Annotated in this window: 19 protein-coding genes and 1 pseudogene; 10 read left to right on the top strand and 10 right to left on the bottom strand. The window is 61.2% G+C overall.

Translation table 11 applies throughout. The features are described 5' to 3' along the window. Window position 1: 1 nt before the first annotated feature. The gene (locus N2597_RS29690) at window positions 2–937 is read right to left on the bottom strand and encodes a carbohydrate ABC transporter permease (protein ID WP_040111437.1); all 936 of its coding nucleotides are present in this window, start codon (window positions 935–937) and stop codon (window positions 2–4) included. Between the two features lie 40 nt (window positions 938–977). Here N2597_RS29690 and N2597_RS33865 point away from each other — a divergent pair. Then, window positions 978–1,120: pseudogene (locus N2597_RS33865) on the top strand (endonuclease domain-containing protein); the annotation flags it as partial. Window positions 1,121–1,143: 23 nt separating this feature from the next. On the opposite strand, the gene N2597_RS29685 reads toward N2597_RS33865, so the two are convergent. The 7 genes from N2597_RS29685 to N2597_RS29655 all read right to left on the bottom strand — a co-directional run bounded on the left by N2597_RS29685 (window position 1,144) and on the right by N2597_RS29655 (window position 9,188). Continuing rightward, a complete protein-coding gene (locus tag N2597_RS29685) occupies window positions 1,144–2,403 on the bottom strand; it encodes an ABC transporter substrate-binding protein (RefSeq protein WP_183598036.1) in 1,260 nt (419 codons plus the stop codon). A 33-nt stretch (window positions 2,404–2,436) separates the two neighbouring features. Then, complete coding sequence (locus N2597_RS29680) at window positions 2,437–3,609, bottom strand: PLP-dependent transferase (protein ID WP_183598034.1); 1,173 nt, start codon at window positions 3,607–3,609, stop codon at window positions 2,437–2,439. Next, window positions 3,606–4,328: a FadR/GntR family transcriptional regulator gene (locus N2597_RS29675; protein WP_077989694.1), complete on the bottom strand. Its 723-nt coding sequence runs from the start codon at window positions 4,326–4,328 to the stop codon at window positions 3,606–3,608. Before N2597_RS29675 ends, N2597_RS29680 begins: the two co-directional genes overlap by 4 nt. 184 nt (window positions 4,329–4,512) lie before the next feature. Beyond that, entirely contained in the window at window positions 4,513–6,183 is a 1,671-nt protein-coding gene (locus tag N2597_RS29670) for an ABC transporter permease (protein ID WP_423228313.1), read from the bottom strand. A 43-nt stretch (window positions 6,184–6,226) separates the two neighbouring features. Beyond that, window positions 6,227–7,222, bottom strand: a complete 996-nt coding sequence (locus N2597_RS29665; protein WP_089152819.1) for a Fe(3+) ABC transporter substrate-binding protein — start codon at window positions 7,220–7,222, stop codon at window positions 6,227–6,229. A 162-nt stretch (window positions 7,223–7,384) separates the two neighbouring features. Next, window positions 7,385–8,416: an ABC transporter ATP-binding protein gene (locus tag N2597_RS29660; protein ID WP_183598031.1), complete on the bottom strand. Its 1,032-nt coding sequence runs from the start codon at window positions 8,414–8,416 to the stop codon at window positions 7,385–7,387. Between the two features lie 253 nt (window positions 8,417–8,669). Beyond that, a complete protein-coding gene (locus N2597_RS29655; protein WP_040141082.1) occupies window positions 8,670–9,188 on the bottom strand; it encodes a Spy/CpxP family protein refolding chaperone in 519 nt (172 codons plus the stop codon). 70 nt (window positions 9,189–9,258) lie between these two features. Here N2597_RS29655 and N2597_RS29650 point away from each other — a divergent pair, with 70 nt between their 5' ends. After that, a complete protein-coding gene (locus N2597_RS29650) occupies window positions 9,259–9,813 on the top strand; it encodes a Crp/Fnr family transcriptional regulator (RefSeq protein WP_179363944.1) in 555 nt (184 codons plus the stop codon). Between the two features lie 72 nt (window positions 9,814–9,885). Here the strand turns inward: N2597_RS29650 and N2597_RS29645 are convergent, their stop codons facing one another. Together N2597_RS29645 and N2597_RS29640 are read right to left on the bottom strand one after the other, a co-directional pair. Beyond that, a complete protein-coding gene (locus N2597_RS29645; protein ID WP_183598029.1) occupies window positions 9,886–10,560 on the bottom strand; it encodes an adenylate/guanylate cyclase domain-containing protein in 675 nt (224 codons plus the stop codon). A 166-nt stretch (window positions 10,561–10,726) separates the two neighbouring features. Further along, on the bottom strand, window positions 10,727–11,167 hold the full coding sequence (locus N2597_RS29640; protein ID WP_183598194.1) for a YqaA family protein: 441 nt from the start codon (window positions 11,165–11,167) through the stop codon (window positions 10,727–10,729). Between the two features lie 149 nt (window positions 11,168–11,316). Between N2597_RS29640 and N2597_RS29635 the strand changes: the two genes are divergently transcribed. The 8 genes from N2597_RS29635 (at window position 11,317) to N2597_RS29600 (ending at window position 16,930) form a co-directional block, all read left to right on the top strand. Further along, window positions 11,317–11,724, top strand: a complete 408-nt coding sequence (locus tag N2597_RS29635; RefSeq protein WP_179363945.1) for a hypothetical protein — start codon at window positions 11,317–11,319, stop codon at window positions 11,722–11,724. Window positions 11,725–11,816: 92 nt separating this feature from the next. Then, a complete protein-coding gene (locus N2597_RS29630; RefSeq protein ID WP_040141078.1) occupies window positions 11,817–12,044 on the top strand; it encodes a hypothetical protein in 228 nt (75 codons plus the stop codon). Beyond that, the gene (locus N2597_RS29625) at window positions 12,041–13,507 is read left to right on the top strand and encodes a TolC family protein (protein WP_183598027.1); all 1,467 of its coding nucleotides are present in this window, start codon (window positions 12,041–12,043) and stop codon (window positions 13,505–13,507) included. The genes N2597_RS29630 and N2597_RS29625 overlap by 4 nt, the downstream gene beginning before the upstream one ends. Window positions 13,508–13,521: 14 nt before the next feature. Continuing rightward, entirely contained in the window at window positions 13,522–14,868 is a 1,347-nt protein-coding gene (locus N2597_RS29620; protein WP_077989701.1) for a multicopper oxidase family protein, read from the top strand. Window positions 14,869–14,902: 34 nt separating this feature from the next. Next, entirely contained in the window at window positions 14,903–15,382 is a 480-nt protein-coding gene (locus N2597_RS29615; RefSeq protein WP_077989702.1) for a cupredoxin domain-containing protein, read from the top strand. A 22-nt stretch (window positions 15,383–15,404) separates the two neighbouring features. Continuing rightward, complete coding sequence (locus N2597_RS29610) at window positions 15,405–15,692, top strand: copper-binding protein (RefSeq protein WP_183598025.1); 288 nt, start codon at window positions 15,405–15,407, stop codon at window positions 15,690–15,692. 55 nt (window positions 15,693–15,747) lie between these two features. Then, a complete protein-coding gene (locus N2597_RS29605; RefSeq protein ID WP_183598023.1) occupies window positions 15,748–16,206 on the top strand; it encodes a DUF411 domain-containing protein in 459 nt (152 codons plus the stop codon). A gap of 148 nt (window positions 16,207–16,354) precedes the next feature. Next, window positions 16,355–16,930 carry a hypothetical protein gene (locus N2597_RS29600; RefSeq protein WP_183598021.1) on the top strand — a complete coding sequence of 192 codons (576 nt, stop codon included), beginning with the start codon at window positions 16,355–16,357 and terminating at the stop codon, window positions 16,928–16,930. Window positions 16,931–16,962: the final 32 nt, after the last annotated feature.

Here is a 16,962-nt window from a genome sequence, read left to right as displayed (position 1 = left end):
CTCAATCCTTGTTCAGCAGTGTCTGCCGCAGCAGGATGATCAGCATCGAATAGGTCAAGAGCAGTGCCAGCAGCACCAGTGCGATCGCCGAGGCATAACCGAAATCGAGCCGCTTGAACGCCGTTGTGAAGATATAGCTGGCGACGATCTGCGTGCGGTCTGCCGGCCCGCCATTGGTCATGACGACGATCAGATCGGCGAAATTGGAGATCCAGACGGTGCGCAGGAGCACGGTGATGGCGATGGTCGGCGCCAGAAACGGCAGGGTGATCGAGCGGAAACGCTGGAACCAGCCGGCGCCGTCGATCGACGCCGCCTCGTAAAGGTCGCGCGGGATCGCCTGAAGGGCGGCCAGCAGCGTGATGGCGAAGAAGGGAATGCCCCACCAGACATTGGCAACGATCGGCCCCCACATCGCATAGTTGGGGTCGGAAAGGATATTGCCCGGCTCATGCATCAGCCCGAGCGCAAAAAGCCAGTGCGGAATCGGCCCGATGACGGGATTGAACAGCCAAGCCCAGTTGAGGCCGGCGAGAAAGGACGGCACAGCCCAGGGCAGGAAGACCAGCGCCTGGGCGATCGCCCGGCCCTTAAACGGCTTATCGAGCAGCAGCGCCAGGATGAGGCCGAAGACGAACTGCAGGACGACGGAAGCACCGGTCCACCAGAGCGTGTTCCTCAGCGCTCCGTAGAAGGCGGCATCCGTAGAAAGCTCGCGGAAGTGCTCGAGCCCGACGAAACCGCCGGAGAAAGGATTGAGCAGCTGGATGTCGCGGAAGGCGTAGGAAAGGCCCAATGTCAGCGGCACCAGCATGACCGCGATGATGAGGATCAGTGACGGGGCGCTGTAGAGATAGGGCTCCGAAGCATCGGCAAGCCGGCGCAGCCATGGCCTGCGGTCGCGACGCATGTCGAGCATATCGGCGGAAATGGTCATCGGATTGCAGTTTCCATCGTCTTACCGGTTCGGAATCGTGATGTTTCTGAATGGAGAGACCGGAGCCCCCTCATCCGACCCTACGGGCCACCTTCTCCCCGCTGGGGAGAAGGGGAATGCGGCGCCGCCACGAGTCTCTTCTCCCCAGCGGGGAGAAGGTGCCGGCAGGCGGACGAGGGGGCTTCAATCGCAAAGCCCCCTATCTTTTACTTCTTGCTCAGAAACTTCTGCTGCGCCTTTGTCAGATAGTCCGCCCATTGGTCGGCCAGATCCTTGGCCGAGATGTCGCCGAGCAAGGCCTGCTGCGAGGTCTTGATCGCCAGCGAATCCTTGAAGAAGGCGAATTCCTCGAGATAGGTCGGCATCACTGTCGGCACCGTGTTCGGGTCCGCCAGTTCCTCGAACCAGCCCTTGAACTGGTCACCGGCGTAGAAGGGATCCTTCTCGGCCGACGTATAGGCCGGCAGGGCGCCGATGCGCTTGTTCCATTCGAGATTGCCTTCCGGCCCCTCGAGGGTGGCGATCAGCTTCCAGGAGAGATCCTTGTTGGCGCTGGTCGAAAACATCGACCAGCCGCCGTAACCGATGGTCGGGAAGGACTTGCCGTCGGGTCCCTTCGGCAGCGGCGCTACGCCGAAATCCTCCTTCTTCATGCGCTCGGCGATGGCGATCAGCGCATCCGGATCCTGGTCGAGGAAGGCGCAGGTGCCGGAATAGAAGCCGGCGACGACTTCATTGAAGCCCCAGTTGACGCTGTCCTTCGGCGCATAACCTTTCTTGTAGAGGTCGACCATCCATTCGATGCCCTTGGACCAGCCGGGGCTGTTCATCGTTGAGGTGCCGTCCTCGTTAAAGTACTTGTTCGAGCCGGCCATCGTGGCGGCAAAGATCATCCAGCCGTTGAGGCCGCCCGGCCCGCCGCGCATGCAGTAGCCATATTTGCCCGGCAGCTTCGAGACCTTTTCCGAAGCGGCAGTGAATTCGTCCAGCGTCTTCGGCGGTGCGGCGACACCGGCTTCCGAAAGCAGTTTCTTGTTGTAGAACATCGCCCTCAAATAGAAGCCGTAAGGCAGCATATAGGCGGTGTTCTTGACGTCGCGGCCGAGTTCGAGGGCGCGCGGCGTCAGCTCCTTGGTGTGCTCCCACTTTTCGAGATAGGGCTCGAGGCTTTCGAGCATGCCGTTATTGGCATAGAGCGACAGCCAGGTGTCCGGCATCTCCATCACATCGGGCACGTCGCCGGCCGACACCATGGTGGCGAACTTCTGGAAAGCTTCGTTCCAGGGCAGCGAGATGATGTCGACCTTGGTGCCGGGGTTGGCGGCCTCGAACTTGCCGACAATCGATTTCAGCGTTTCGGTGCGCTCCGGGCTGGTGATGACTTCGACGAGCTTCAGCGTGTTATCGGCAAAGGCCGTGCCCGCCATCATCGAAGCGAAGAGCGTCGAGATTATTAGTTTTTTCATGCTCAGTTCCCCCTTTTCGGTTTCTCTCGGGTTTCAGGATTGCGAGGCGGCGGCGAGCGCCTCCTCGATGTCTCTCCACAGCGCCTCGGTTCCTTCGAGGCCGACATGGAGGCGTACGGATCGCGCATGGATGCCGAAGGTTTGCGCGGAATTCGGCTGTGCCTTCTGCTGCAGCACCACCTCGCCCGGTACGATCAGGCTTTCATGCCCACCCCAGCTTACTCCCAATTTGAAGAGCTTGAGATGGTCGGCGAAGGCGCGGATGTCGACGCCCTCGCGGAAGATGAAGGAAAACAGGCCCGAGGTGCCTTTGAGCCCGGCGGGCAGACGGTTGGCGAGGCCGGGATGGCAAACCGTCTCCACCACCTCAAGCCGCTGCAGGCGTTTAGCGATTTCCAGCGCCGAGGCCTCATGCGCCTTCATGCGCAGCGGCAGCGTGCGCAGGCCGCGGATCAGCAGCCAGGCGTCGAAGGGCGAAAGCTTGCCGCCGAGATAGGGATAGGCCTCGGCCTTGATGCGGGCGATCATTTCCTTCGAACCGGCGACCACGCCCGCCACCACATCGCTGTGGCCACCGAGATATTTCGAGGCCGAATGGATGACGAGATCGACGCCGAGCGTCAGCGGCCGCTGGAAAAACGGGCTTGCCCAGCTGTTGTCGATCATCGAGAGGACGCCGTGCCGCCTGGCAAGGGCTGCGAGCGCACCGACGTCATGCGCCTCCATCACCCAGCTCGTCGGGCTTTCGAGGTAGAGGAGTTTGGCACCGGGCAACGCCGCGGCGACCGCCTCCTCGTCGCGCCCGTCGACATAGGTCACTTCGATCTTCATCCGCTTCAGGATGGTGCCGAACAGGCGGAAGGCATCGGGATAAACGTGTTTGACGGCGACGATGCGATCGCCCGGCTCGACGAAGCTCAAAACCGCCGATGAGATCGCCGCCATGCCGCTCGCAAAACCCAGCGCATCCTCCGCGCCCTCGAGCTTGGCCAGCATCTCCTCGAAAGCGCGCACCGTCGGGTTCAGCCCGCGCGTATAGGTCGGCCGCACCTTCTCGCCGCGATAGACGGTAATCATCTCGTCATAATCGCAAAAGGTGAAAAGCGAGGTCTGGAAAATCGGCGGCACGACGGCGTCGGCGAAATTGCCGTCGTCGTGGGCTGTGATGAGGGAGGCAAGATCGAACGGGTCTGCGCCACTGCTCATTTGGACATTTCCTTGATGTCTTCTTCGACGATGTCGAGAATTTTCAATGTTTCCGCCCGCGCCGCCTCGGCATCCCCGGCGGCAATGGCGTTAAAAAGGGTGCGGTGAAAGGGAAAGGACCGGCGGGCGAAATCCTGCCGGTCGAAGGGATGTTCCCAGAAGCGCTCGAAGGTTTCGCGCATCTGCTCGAGCAGCTGGCGAAACAGCGGATTGTGAGTGGCGTCGTAGACGGCGAGATGGAAGGCCAGATCCTCCGGTCCCGAGGTGCCCTTCTCCAGGTGCACCCGCTCCATCGCGTTGAGTTTTTCCTCGATGACGATGAGGTCCTTGGCCGTGCGCCGCCGCGCCGCGACCATGCCCGCCTCGCATTCGATGCCACGGCGAACCTGCAGCGTCTGCAGCAGAGCGTCGCGCAGGTGCGCCGCATCGAAAGACAGCGGCATGTGGATCGTCGCCCTGGAAACGGGCTTCAACAGATAGGTGCCGCTGCCCTTGCGCGTCTCGATGACGCCGAGCGCCTGGAAATGGCGGATCGCCTCGCGAATGGTCGAACGCCCGACGGCAAGTGCGGCCATCAACTCGCGCTCGGCCGGCAGCCGGTCCCCCGCCTGCAGCCGCGCTTCTTCGACATAATCCGCCAAGGCATCGGTCACCTGCCGCGCCCGATCCATGACGGGAAGCGGCCGGATCACCGGCCTGTCGCTACGATTTGCCTTCATGGTTCCCCATTTTCTTCTAGGCAGTCGTGAAATTGGTCTGACATCTTAGCATTTCGCAAACGGCGGGAGTCGTCAAGTCGTCGATTTCTGGAAATCGCGCACGTCTCATCAATCTCGGAAGCGATCTTCCGCCGCCCTGACCGTCGTTCTGACTGAGCTTTGCCTGAAGGTCGTGGTTGGCCGGCTAGCGGATACGTCCGATCCGCGACAGCAGAATGGCCGGCAGAATGCCGATCAGCACAATGGCGAGCGCGGCAATCGAGGCCTCTTCGTAAGTGCCTCTCGCAGCCTCGCCATAAAGATGGGTTGCAAAAGTCTCGACATTGAGAGGCCGCAGGAGGAGCGTCGCCGGCAACTCTTTCACACAATCGACGAAGACCAGCAGGGCGGCAGCCGAGATTGCCGCCTTCGAGAGCGGCAAATGCACGTATCGCAGCGTGCCTGCGGTCGATTGCCCCAGCGAACGCGAAGCATGATCAAGCGACAGGGAAATGCGCGAGAGACCGGCTTCTATGCCGCCGGCGGAGATGGCCAGAAACCGCACGATAAGCGCATATATGACGGCAGCGCCCGATCCCATAAGGAGCAGGCCAGTTGACACGCCAAACAGGGAAAGCGCGGCGCGATCGATAAACTGATCGAACCCGGCAAGGACGGTTAGCACGCCGATGGCGACCACGGTCCCGGGAGCAGCGTAACCCATTGTCGAACAGCGCAGGAGCCAGGAGGACGGCTGTCCCGGGCGCAGGCGGGTCGCGTAGGCAGCGAGAAGCCCAAGGATGACGGTCGCCGTTGTCGCCAAAGTAGCGATAACCAGCGTATTCACGGCCTCATCGATGATGCGGGGGGATATGCCGGCGAAGCGATAGCGTTTTGCCGCTTCGATCAGGAGATAGAGCGCGGGCGCGGCGAAGCCGAGGATGACCGGCAGAAGACCGCCGAGAAACAGCAGTATGCCTTTTGGCAAGGACACCCGCCGCGGTTGGAAACGCCGCATCCGGCGTACATCGATCGAGTAGCGCTGCTTGCGTCGCGCCCATCGCTCCACCGCAACAATCGCGACGACGATGAGAAGAAGGGCAAGGGCGATCTGCGCCGCTCCCGACAAATCGGAGCGGGTGATCCAGGTCGTGTAGATGGAAACGGTGATCGTCCGGACACCGAGGAACTCGGCGGCGCCGATATCGTTCAAGGTTTCCATCAGAGCAAGGCTGATACCCACGGCAACGGCCGGGCGGGCGAGCGGCAGGGCGATCTGCCAGAAGACCGCGCGGCGAGATGTGCCCAGCGTGCGGGCCGCATCGACGAGATTACCGGATTGGGTGAGGAACATCGCGCGGGTTGGGATGTAGACATAGGGATAGAGCACGATTCCGAGAAGCAGGATGCAGCCGGCCATGGAACGGACGTCCGGAAGGCGAAACTGGCGCGGGCTCTCGTAGCCGAGCAGCCAGCGCACGGCATCCTGCACCGGACCGATCGGATGCAGTATATCCAGATAGGCATAGGCGACGATGTAGGTCGGAACGGCAAGCGGCAGAAGCAGCATCCATTCCAGAGCACGCCTGCCGGGAAAATCATAGGCCGTCACCAGCCATGCCGTCGTCGTGCCGACCACAGCAGTGATGACCCCGACGCCGGCAAGGAGGATGACGGTGTCGACAAGCGCGACGGGAAGGACGGTCGAGAAAAGATGCCCCCAAAGACCCGCCGAGCCCTTCGAGGCTTCGAAAAGCAATCCCCCGATCGGCAGAATGGCAATGAGGGCGATCGTAGCGGCAATTGCCAGCCATGCGCTGCCAGGGCGCTTTGCAGAGCGGGCGGGCGCCTGGCTGGGAAACATCACTCGATCCATTCTCGGGAAGGAAGGCGCCTTTGATCGGCGCCTTCCTTGTTCTTTAGTTGTCGAAGCCGACCTTGTCCACGAGTTCGCTCGCCTGCTTGCGATGGCTGACGATCTCGGACAAGGGCTTGCTGTCTATCTTCAGTTCGCCAAAGGATGCGATGATCGGATCGGCAGCGACGCCCGCCTTCACAGGATATTCGTAGTTGGCTTCGGCATAGATCTTCTGCGCTTCGTCAGAGACGAGATATTCGAGAAGTTTGACGGCTTCAGCCTTGTTCGGTGAATGCTTGGCGATTGCCGCACCGCTGATATTCACTTGCGTCCCGCCGTTCTTGAAGGTCGGCAGAACGACCTTAATGGCGTCGCCCCATTTGACCTGCTCTTCACCACCCTTGCCGGATCGCATCAGGCCAACATAATAGGAGTTGGCGATACCGATATCGCAAATACCCCCGAGGATATCCTTGGCCGCATCGCGATCGCCGCCGGCTGCCTTACGGCCGAGGTTGTCCTTGACGCCCTTCAGCCATTTCTCGGTTTCTGCCGCGCCGTAGTGGGCGATGTAGTCAGCAAACAGTGCCGTATTATAGGGGTGTTGGCCCGAGCGTATGCAGATCTTGCCCTTCCATTTGGGATCGGCAAGCTCCTCGTAGTTGAATGTACTGATGTCAAGATCCTTGGCCGCGTAGAGCACGCGGGCGCGCATCGAAAGTGCAAACCAGTTGCCCTTGGCATCGCGCAGCTGCTCCGGGATAGCCGATTTCAGAACAGCTGATTCGACCGGTTGCGTTACGCCTTTATCGACCAGATCGACGAGGTTGCCGGCATCGACGGCCATCAGGATGTCGGCTGGCGAGCTGGCACCCTCGGAGGCGACACGCTCTGCGAGGCCATCCTTCAGGAAAATGGTATTGACCTTCGTACCGGTCGATTTGGTGAACGCCTCCAGAAGAGGTGCGATCAGAGCCGGTTCTCTCGTCGTGTAAAGGTTGATTTCTGCGGCGGCAGCGATGCCGGGCGACATCAGCGCCGAAGCAGCAAGCAGCATGGATGTAAGGATAGAGCGCGAATTCATTATGTGTCCCTCCGCGAATGAATGCGCATTGCTTGCAGCAGTTCATGACCCTGAAAGTCAAGTTTTCCCTGGAGCTTGAGGCCGGATATCACGGAAACTTGATTAGGTCAGCAGAATGCGCTCGCAGGTGAGCTGTCAAAAAGCCAGAAGCCGCTCGGGGAGGATTGAGATCTGAATATTCTCGGCGTCAGCGGGCAGCCGCTCCAATGCTCTCGCCTTAAGCGGCACCCCGAGGCCATCGACCTTCAACGTGATCTGCTCGAATTCACCGTGCAAAACGCGGTTTTCGATACGAGCGGGGATTCCCGAGCCCGGTGACAGCGCAATGGCATGCGGCCGGATATAGACGGTCACGGAGCTTGCCGGCGGACGATCGAGCCTATAGGCGAAGTTACCGATCGCCGTCTCGATCCACCCGCCACGGTAAACGCCGGGAACTTTGCTGGACGCGCAAAAAAACTCTGCCGCATAGGCATTCGTCGGACGGTCGTGCAGATCATAGGCGGAGCCGGACTGGACGATTTCACCTGCCCGCATCAGGACCACCTGGTCGCCGACGGAAAGTGCTTCCTGGGGATCATGCGTCACGATGATCACTGTCGTGCCAAGAGCCCTCAACAGGTTCAAGGTGTCGCTGCGTATCTTCCCGCGCAGACCCTGATCCAGATTGGAAAAGGGCTCGTCCATCAGGACGATGCTCGGCCGGGGGGCCAGGGCGCGGGCAAGCGCCACACGCTGCTGCTCACCCCCGGAAAGGGTGTGCGGATAGCGATGCGTCAGATGTTCGATTCCAACCTTGCTGATCATCTCCTCTGCCAGCGCGGCAGCTTCGCCCTTCGGATGTCGCTTGAGCCCAAAGAGGATATTGTCCCGTACAGTCAGATGCGGAAAGAGAGCATAGTCCTGGAAGACGAAGCCGACGCCACGCGCCTCCGGTTCGACGAAAGTGGCCGAACTTGCAACCTCGCGACCTTCCAGGAAGATGCGACCGGATTCCGGTATCTCGACACCGGCAATCATGCGCAGGAGCGTAGACTTGCCGCAACCGGAATGGCCCACGAGCGAAACCGCGTCTCCGCGCCGAATATGAAGAGAAAGATCGCGCACGGCTGGAGTGATGCCAAAGCGGCGGGTAACATTTTCCAGTCGTACTGCGATTTCGCTCATGTCAGCTTTCATGCTCGCCGGCGGGTTCCAGTGCAAGTCCTGGAACATCCATAGATCATGGAGACGCGAATTGGGACAAGCGCGATCTGTCCCTCAAGTGCGGCGAGATATTCGCTGTCTCGTGCTTCACACTCTCCTAGATGGTTAGAGTGACGCCGGCTGGCATCGCGGGCCGGAAGGCGGGGGAGACCCACCGCTCTGCTGGAACGACTCAGCCGGTCATGCGCGCAGTCAACTCAACTTGATCTCGCTGTCATTTCGAATATCCGCGGTGCTCGTCATAGATCGCGATCTGGCCGGGGTCGAGAACCTGTGTCACCTCCAGATGCGCCGCGAGGTGGATGAACCTCAGCCGCGACCGGCTCGCCTCAGCCTTGGCGACAAGTTCTCCAAGTGCCGTTTCCGAAATGGTCCTGCTTCTGAACGCGGCATCGAGTTTCCGCTCGGCGTCGACGAAGATCCTGCCTTCCGCAGACGCTCGGGCCTGCATCAGGTCGAAAACCTGCTGCACCTTCTGGAGCTGGTCGTCGGTGAGGCCGATTTGATTTTTCATTTCCAGCACGTGTGAAGGACCCGGATAGCCGTTGAGTTCGGCCGGCTTCGCCAAACCCCAGCCGCCACCTCTGGTCAGTTCGTCGACATCCGCCTCCGATAACGACTTGATCTCCCTTCCCGCCTCCTCAGCGTATCGGGAAGTGGCGTGGTGCTGCCCGTCGGCCAGCGCCTGAGTCGTGAGAATGGCGAAGGTAAAGCTGAGAAGCAGGGACTTCATCAAGAGTGTTCCGGTTGACGATGGACCGTCACTATTGCTTGCCGTCGCACCGTAGAACATGATCCAAATCATGTCTGCCACTCTCATGGATCACATTCGCAGCCTCTCGACCGGAAGAAGAACATTCGGAGCGGGCCAGCACGTCTTCAATCAGGGCGACGAGGTCGGAAGCCTGTATCTCGTGGAGTCCGGCATCGTCCATCTTGTTCGGTATCAGCCCGACGGCAACGTCGCGGTGCTGCAGCGTGCTTCGTCAGGACTGATCCTCGCGGAAGCCTCGGTCTTCTCCAGCGTCTATCATTGTGACGCCGTCGCCGTCACCGAGGTCGAGGCGACCTCGGTTCCAATTCCCTTGATCAGACGTGCGCTTCGCAGCAACCCGGACTTCGCCGATGACTGGGCCTCCTATCTTTCCCACCAACTCCAGCAGACACGCAAGCGCGCGGAAATCGCCAATCTGAAGACCGTTGCCGCTCGTCTCGAATCCTGGCTTGCATGGAACGACGGCGTGCTGCCGTCGAAGGGCGAATGGAGGGCGCTGGCGGAGGATATCGGAGTATCGCCGGAAGCGCTCTATCGGGAACTGTCGAAACGGCGCCGTTCGTTTGTGCGGGACCGGGCTTGACCTTCCCATTGGTTGGAAGCCCGGGGCGGCGGAGCACCAGGCAAAACAGGTCCACCGCCGAAGGCCTAGGCGTCACCGCGGCAACTCATAGGTCTGCGGTGAACGTCGATACGCTCCTTCACACTGCGGCGAACAAAACCACGGCCCATCGGGGGCGGCGCGCCTGTAGGATGAATAGGGTGCATGCATCTTGCACACCGGATCGATCCAGGCCGGGTCAGCCGACGGAGCGAGCTCGATCTCGAAGAGAGGGACTTCATCGGCTACCGATCTAAGCGCCACCATTCCGAGATCGCGCACCAGGATGCGTCGGGCGGCGGCCGCCTCAGCAATGGGTCGGGTGGCAAGCAACTGACCCGGCGAAGCGAGCGCAGCGATTCGCGCTGCGATATTGACAGTCGATCCAAAGAGATCGCCTGCTCTGCAAATGACAGGCCCATGGTTCAGGCCTGCCCGAGTGAGCGGGAGACGCGGTTCTTTGCGGCATGCCTGCAACAGCGTTCCGAGTACCTGAATCGCAGTTTCCGGCTCGGGAAACGAGAGCATTGCCTCGTCTCCGATCCATTTGATCGGAGGCGCATAGCCACTCAAGGCGTCGCGCACCATGTTCTCGAACACCTCAAGCACATCGAGCGCGGCCGCGTCACCATAAACATCCGCAATCGCGCTGAATCCGGCGATATCTATGAATGCGACGGTGGCCGGCGTTTTCGCCGCATCCTCTCGCTGCCGCGCATGGCTCTGCATCACCGCTCCTATCGACGCTTGTTGGCTCCATCAAAGAGCTCGAACCAAGGCACCCTGGAAAGCTACGAATATCGTCCACTGATTATCGAAGATATCGGGATCGAACTCAACATGACAGCGGCAATCCGACGTCGAGCCAGACCGGATGCTGCTGCCGCGCCGGGAGTCAGCTGGCAATCTGTAGAGTCGCTAGTGTCAGCACGACGTAGCGTCCCGTTTTCGCGACGAATACCAGGATCGTGAAGGCTAGCAGCGGCTCCTTGAGCACGCCGGCGACAACCGTGAGAGCGTCTCCAAACACCGGCATCCAGGAAAGCAGCAGCGTCCACTTGCCGTATTTCCTGTACCAGCGGGACGAACGTTCCAACGCTTTCTCGCCCACTGGAAACCAGCGCCGACCCCGGAACCGTTCGATGCCGCGCCCGAGAAACCAGTTGACGATGCTTCCAAGCGTGTTTCCGACGCTGGCGACGGCGAGCAGGACCAGGACTGGGAACTTGCCCGTGAGAAGAAGGCCGACCAGCACGGGCTCCGACTGCATCGGCAGTATCGTCGCCGCACCGAAGGCGGCAGTGAACAGGCCCGTGTAGGATGCAAGATCAATCATCATCAAAAAAGAACGGCTCCTATTGACCTTGCCACCGTTGGAAGGCCCAGCTTGTGCACCACCTGATGATCGCCACATAAAGGCCGCGAACATCAATGACACAAGAGTCGCAGTTGAAATCGGACAGCTTTGCATGTAGTCCGAGGAGCATGGGCAAGATGTACCGGATCACGTTGAGCAGATTGCTCGTGATGATGCGGCTGGTGATCATCGTATCACTGGCGGGGTACTCGCTGTCGAACGCCAACGCGGCGATGCATGGCTCCTCGTTTCCCGAGATCAAAGTCGTGTCCACGAACGTGATGCCTTCCCATGAAGGTCACGACATGGCGGCGGTGGCCGATCATGATCATTCGCATGGCGACATGTCTCATGATGGCGATGGCGCGTCGAAGCTCGTCAAGCAGGAATGCTGCAAGGACTTCTGCGGCGGCTTTGGCATCATCTGCGAAGGCCCCGACGTCGGCGGACCCGTCGTGACCTCGATCCGGCAGTTCGCCGACGATCGTACGACCCTCGGCGAACTGCCGGCTCTCCATCGTCCCCCGAATATCTGATTAGAGACGCACCCGCGTGATCGGGTCCATGTCGGTCGCCAGCCTGAACCTAGGCGGGTGCCGTAGGCCATCTCTTATTCGGAAAATTCATAATGAAACCCTCGCTTTTCGTGGTGGGGCTGCCGCTTGTTGTCGGCGGCTGCGCATCCACGCTTCCTCCCGACGTGGTGGCTTTTCCCGCCGCGATCGAAGAGCCGTCTCCCCGCCCGGTCGCATACCGGTCGCCGGTCTCGGGCTACGTCGCCAGGCAGCCGGTCGATCCAAAGCCATGGCGCAGACAGAACGATCTGCAGTCTCCTGAAAAGGGAGAGGCCTCATGATCGGCCTCGGAAAATTCGTCACGGTGCTGACGTTCCCGCTGATCCTGAGCGGCTGCGTCACAGGCGCCGAATATTCAAGCGAGCAAGCTGGTTTTGCTTCCGTTGCCGACAAGACGGCGATTGTGACCACGAAGCAGACGGTCTGGATACAAAACCAGAGCCAGGCCCGCTCGGCGGCTGTGCAGGTCAAAAGCCTGCTCGCGCAAAAGAAGCCGCTCGGCGTCGAGACGGCGGTCCAGATCGCCCTCTTGAACAACAAGGGCCTGCAGGCCGCCTACGCCGATCTCGGCGACAGCGCCGCCGACGCCTGGCAAGCGACAATGTTCATCAACCCGACCGTTTCCATCGGCACGACGGGAATAGGCACCCCGGAACTTGAGGCCGTCAAGACCATCGAGGGGATGATCACGACGAACGTCCTGGCGCTCGCGACGAGAAACCGGGATATCGCGATCGCCGACACCCGCTTCCGCCAGGCGCAGTTGACAGCGGCCGTGAGAACGCTGCAGGTCGCCGCCGACGCGCGGCGTGCCTGGATCGGTGCGGTGGCGGCCTGGGAGAATGTCGGCCAGCTTCAGCGAGCCCAGGCTGCGGCAGACGCCGCTTCGGAGCTCGCGGAGAAGCTGGGCGAGACAGGCGCGATGGCCAAGGGCGCCCAGGCCCGCGAGCACGTCTTCGTCGCCGAACTTGCCGGAGAGACGGCGAAGGCGCGCCTGGCGGCGCGGCTTGCCAAGGAGGAGCTGACCCGGCTCATGGGCCTGTGGGGCTCGGACCTTGATTACCAGGTTCCGAACGGCCTGCCGCCGCTACCGAAATCCATTGTCAAACGGGACACTATCGAGGCCGAGGCTCTTAAGAACCGCATCGACCTTCAGGTCGCGAAGCTCGAACTCGAAGCCACCGCCAGATCGTACGGCCTCACCGAGGCGACACGCTATGTCACCGACCTCGAAATCCTGACCGGCTTTGAAACGGAACGGGAAATTGAGGACGACGAGAAGAAGACGGAAACGACAGCCCAGGTCGAACTGGAATTCGCCATTCCGATCTTCGACACCGGCAAGGCCCGGATGCGCAAGGCCGAGCTGGCCTACATGCGGGCCGCGAACCTGCTTGCAGAAAAGGCCGTCAACGTCCGCTCGGAGGCGAGGTCCGCCTACGAGGCCTATCGCTCGAACTACGACATCGCCCGGCACTACCGCAACAGCGTCGTGCCGCTGCGCACCAAGGTCGAGGAGGAATCCCTGCTGACCTACAACGGCATGATCTCGAACACTTTCGAGCTGCTGACCGACACGCGCGACAAGATCAACTCCATCCTGCTCTCCGTCAACGCAAAGCGCGACTTCTGGCTCGCCGAAGCCAATCTCGCGCCAGCGATCTATGGCGGCGGCGCGACGACCGCATCGGCAGAGACCGAAGTCGCCGCTGCCCCCGAAGGCGGCGGTGGCGGCGGCCATTGAGAAAGGAACTCACCATGTTCAACAGACGACAACTGTTCGGTGCCAGCGCTGCCCTGCTGGCGGCGGGCGCCTGGACCAAGACGTCGGCCATGGGCCTGCCCGACGCGCCGACAATGGACTCGGCGGACATGCAGCCGCCGCTCCATCCGACCTCGGGACCGGACTATCAGCCGGTGGTCACCCTCAACGGCTGGACCCTGCCCCACCGGATGAACAACGGCGTCAAGGAGTTCCATCTCGTCGCCGAGCCGGTCGAACGCGAGACGGCCGAGGGCATGACGGCCTATCTCTGGGGCTACAATGGCCAATCGCCGGGACCGACGATCGAGGCCGTCGAAGGCGACCGCGTCCGCATATTTGTGACGAACAAGCTGCCGGAGCACACGACGATCCACTGGCACGGCATGATCTTGCCGTCCGGCATGGATGGCGTCGGCGGCCTCACGCAGCCGCACATCCCGGTTGGGAAGACTTACGTCTACGAGTTCGACCTCGTGAAATCAGGCACCTTCATGTACCACCCGCATTCCGACGAAATGGTGCAGATGGCGATGGGCATGATGGGTTTCTTCGTTGTCCATCCGAAGGATCCGACGTTCATGCCCGTCGACCGCGACTTCGTCTTCCTGCTCAACGCCTACGACATTGACCCGGGCTCCTACGTGCCGCGCGTCATGGAGATGACCGACTTCAACATGTGGTGCTGGAACAGCCGCGTGTTTCCGGGCATCAGCCCGCTGGTCGTCTCGAAGAACGACAGGGTGCGGGTCCGCGTCGGCAATCTGACGATGACCAACCATCCCGTCCACATGCATGGCTACGACTTCGAGGTGACATGCACGGATGGCGGATGGGTGCGCCCGGAAGCACGCTGGCCGGAGGTCAGCATCGACATCCCGGTCGGTGCGATGCGGGCCTATGAGTTCGACGCCAAGTACCTCGGCGACTGGGCGATCCACTGCCACAAGTCGCATCACACGATGAACGCCATGGGTCACGACATCCCGACCTTCATTGGCGCTGACAAGTCGAAGGTCGCCGAGAAGATCAGGAAGTTGCAGCCGGAATACATGCCAATGGGCACCAAGGGCATGGCCGACATGGGCGTAATGGAAATGCCCATCCCCGAGAACACTGTTCCGATGATGACCGGCTGGGGCAAGTACGGCCCCATCGAAATGGGCGGCATGTTCTCGGTCGTGAAGGTCCGCGAGGGCATCTCGGCGGACGATTACGCCGATCCGGGCTGGTACGAAAACCCGCCCGGAACGCAAGCCTGGGAGTGGACCGGCGACCTGCCGGACGCGACCAAGGCCAATGACGCGAAAACGCAAATCACCCCGAAGCCCGTCAAAGGATGACGGCCCATACCTCCCAACTGCAAAGGAACCGAAAATGAAGAAACTCCTAATCGCAGCCGCGCTCGCGGCCTTCGCAACGCCCGCCCTCGCCTCCGGGAACCATGCAGGCGGCCACGGTGAAAAAATGGCGGCCGGAGAACCAGGCGACAAGGCAAAGGCGACCCAGACGATCCGCGTCACGATGAAGGAAACCGATGACGGGAAGATGTTGTTCACGCCCGCGGCCTTCAAAGTCCGCAAGGGGCAGACGGTCAAGATCGAGATCAAGAACGCCGGAACCATCGACCATGAATTCGTGCTCGACCAGGAGGACAAGATCCTCGAGCACAAGAAGGTCATGGAGAAGTTCCCGGAAATGGAACATGCCGACGCCAATTCGATCCGCCTTCCGGCCGGCCAGTCGGGCGAGATCGTCTGGAAGTTCACCACGGACGGTGAATTCAAGTTCGCCTGCCTGATTCCCGGCCACTACGAAGCCGGGATGCACGGCGACGTCAGTGTCGCCGGAAAGTAATCGAAACCAAGGAGCCACGAAGATGAAAACTGCAATGATCAAAATCGGTGTCGCCGCCCTGCTCTCCGCCAGCGGGGCCCTCGGGGCTTTCGCCCAGGATTTCACCAAGGGCGTCGTCAACAAGGTAGATGCCAAGGCGAAGAAGGTCACCATCAAGCATGAAGACCTGAAGAACCTCGACATGCCCGCGATGACGATGGTCTTCCGCGTCGAAGACCCGGCTCTGCTCGAAAAGCTGAAGGAAGGATCGAACATCGATTTCGTTGCCGAACGCGTGAATGGCAAGCTGACCGTCACCGAAGTAAAATAATGTGCGGCTGCCGCCCGGACCCAGCCGGGCGGCAGCACTTCAAGGAGTGGAGGCCATGCACAGAAGAAGCTTTATCGCGATGGCGGCGTCCGTGCTCGCGCTCCCCGGCAGACGGGCCAGCGCCGGCCCGGCGAAGATGACGGTCTACAAGGATCCGAACTGCGGCTGCTGCCATGAATGGTCGAAGGCGATGGCGGCGGCAGGCTTTTCTGTCGACGCCCGCGACACCGACGACCTCGCAGCGGTCAAGGCGCGCCTGGCTGTGCCCGCCGATTTGGAGGGCTGCCACACCGCCGTTGTCGAGAAATACTACCTCGAGGGACACGTGCCGCTCGCGGCCCTGCAGCGACTGTTGCGGGAGCGGCCGCCGCTAAGCGGGCTGGCGGTGCCGGGCATGCCGCCCGGCTCATTGGGAATGGGCGAGGACCCGCAGGCGTCATATGACGTCCATGCGATCCCCTCTGGGGCCGGCGAAAGTTACGTGTTCATGGAAGTCCGCCCCGGCAAGGGTTGACCTGCAGAGGGCGAGCCAGTCCGCCTCGAAGCCCCCGCCTCAACAAGAGTTCAGATTCGCGCGCTCAAGTTTCCGCATGGCTGGCTTCGCTTGTGCCTTTCAGCGTGCCATGAGATGCTCCGGCGCGAGAAATGGCCCCGGACAGAACATGCGCGACTATGTGGAAAGCAAGGACTTTCACCGGCATATGCGGTCGCTGCTGGCCTCGCGATTTCAGGAACTCGGCTGGGAATCGCAAGCGGCCGGCAGGTGCAGTTTTGTCCGTGGCAGAAGGGTTTTCTCGTTACAGGTATCCCAATATTCGAACAGCCTGATCGGCGCCAAATTTACCATCAACATGACCGAGGGCTCCGGCGCCGCCAGCGACACCCGGATATTACGTCACCTGAACGACGCGGATCGAGCCGCTGGCAAAGCTGTGGAAGAGCGCATCTTCGCGCGCCTTCCCAGGCCGGATCCCGATCCGGACGTAGACGTCGTCGGCGACCACGGCCAAACCGTATCGGTGAAACTCGGCGATCTGGCGAAGGCAAACCCCAGACAATGGGATGGCCCCTTCGACGTCTGGCTGCCGTACTTCAGCAAAACCGATCTCGACGATTGGGCTGCCTTTCTCCTGCCGCGCCTGGACCGGCTGGTCGCGCCATCCTCGCCTGAAATGACCGATCCGTTGCTATGGGCTCAGCGGTTTCGCGGACTCGTCAGTTTTTTTGGCCGGAAATAAGCGATATGCCCCGACGTTCACACCCCGTCTCA

Origin of the sequence: Rhizobium sophoriradicis (assembly GCF_025200795.1) — a bacterium.
Classification (GTDB): Bacteria; Pseudomonadota; Alphaproteobacteria; order Rhizobiales; family Rhizobiaceae; genus Rhizobium; species Rhizobium sophoriradicis.
This window is presented reverse-complemented; position numbering and strand designations above follow the sequence as displayed.

Bases quoted from the DNA above. Each gene is read 5' to 3' on its own strand.
- N2597_RS29690 (WP_040111437.1), bottom strand. From the start codon at position 937: ATGACCATTTCCGCCGATATGCTCGACATGCGTCGCGACCGCAGGCCA.
- N2597_RS29685 (WP_183598036.1), bottom strand. From the start codon at position 2,403: ATGAAAAAACTAATAATCTCGACGCTCTTCGCTTCGATGATGGCGGGC.
- N2597_RS29680 (WP_183598034.1), bottom strand. From the start codon at position 3,609: ATGAGCAGTGGCGCAGACCCGTTCGATCTTGCCTCCCTCATCACAGCC.
- N2597_RS29675 (WP_077989694.1), bottom strand. From the start codon at position 4,328: ATGAAGGCAAATCGTAGCGACAGGCCGGTGATCCGGCCGCTTCCCGTC.
- N2597_RS29670 (WP_423228313.1), bottom strand. From the start codon at position 6,183: ATGGATCGAGTGATGTTTCCCAGCCAGGCGCCCGCCCGCTCTGCAAAG.
- N2597_RS29665 (WP_089152819.1), bottom strand. From the start codon at position 7,222: ATGCTGCTTGCTGCTTCGGCGCTGATGTCGCCCGGCATCGCTGCCGCC.
- N2597_RS29660 (WP_183598031.1), bottom strand. From the start codon at position 8,416: ATGAGCGAAATCGCAGTACGACTGGAAAATGTTACCCGCCGCTTTGGC.
- N2597_RS29655 (WP_040141082.1), bottom strand. From the start codon at position 9,188: ATGAAGTCCCTGCTTCTCAGCTTTACCTTCGCCATTCTCACGACTCAG.
- N2597_RS29650 (WP_179363944.1), top strand. From the start codon at position 9,259: ATGTCTGCCACTCTCATGGATCACATTCGCAGCCTCTCGACCGGAAGA.
- N2597_RS29645 (WP_183598029.1), bottom strand. From the start codon at position 10,560: ATGCAGAGCCATGCGCGGCAGCGAGAGGATGCGGCGAAAACGCCGGCC.
- N2597_RS29640 (WP_183598194.1), bottom strand. From the start codon at position 11,167: ATGATTGATCTTGCATCCTACACGGGCCTGTTCACTGCCGCCTTCGGT.
- N2597_RS29635 (WP_179363945.1), top strand. From the start codon at position 11,317: ATGGGCAAGATGTACCGGATCACGTTGAGCAGATTGCTCGTGATGATG.
- N2597_RS29630 (WP_040141078.1), top strand. From the start codon at position 11,817: ATGAAACCCTCGCTTTTCGTGGTGGGGCTGCCGCTTGTTGTCGGCGGC.
- N2597_RS29625 (WP_183598027.1), top strand. From the start codon at position 12,041: ATGATCGGCCTCGGAAAATTCGTCACGGTGCTGACGTTCCCGCTGATC.
- N2597_RS29620 (WP_077989701.1), top strand. From the start codon at position 13,522: ATGTTCAACAGACGACAACTGTTCGGTGCCAGCGCTGCCCTGCTGGCG.
- N2597_RS29615 (WP_077989702.1), top strand. From the start codon at position 14,903: ATGAAGAAACTCCTAATCGCAGCCGCGCTCGCGGCCTTCGCAACGCCC.
- N2597_RS29610 (WP_183598025.1), top strand. From the start codon at position 15,405: ATGAAAACTGCAATGATCAAAATCGGTGTCGCCGCCCTGCTCTCCGCC.
- N2597_RS29605 (WP_183598023.1), top strand. From the start codon at position 15,748: ATGCACAGAAGAAGCTTTATCGCGATGGCGGCGTCCGTGCTCGCGCTC.
- N2597_RS29600 (WP_183598021.1), top strand. From the start codon at position 16,355: ATGCGCGACTATGTGGAAAGCAAGGACTTTCACCGGCATATGCGGTCG.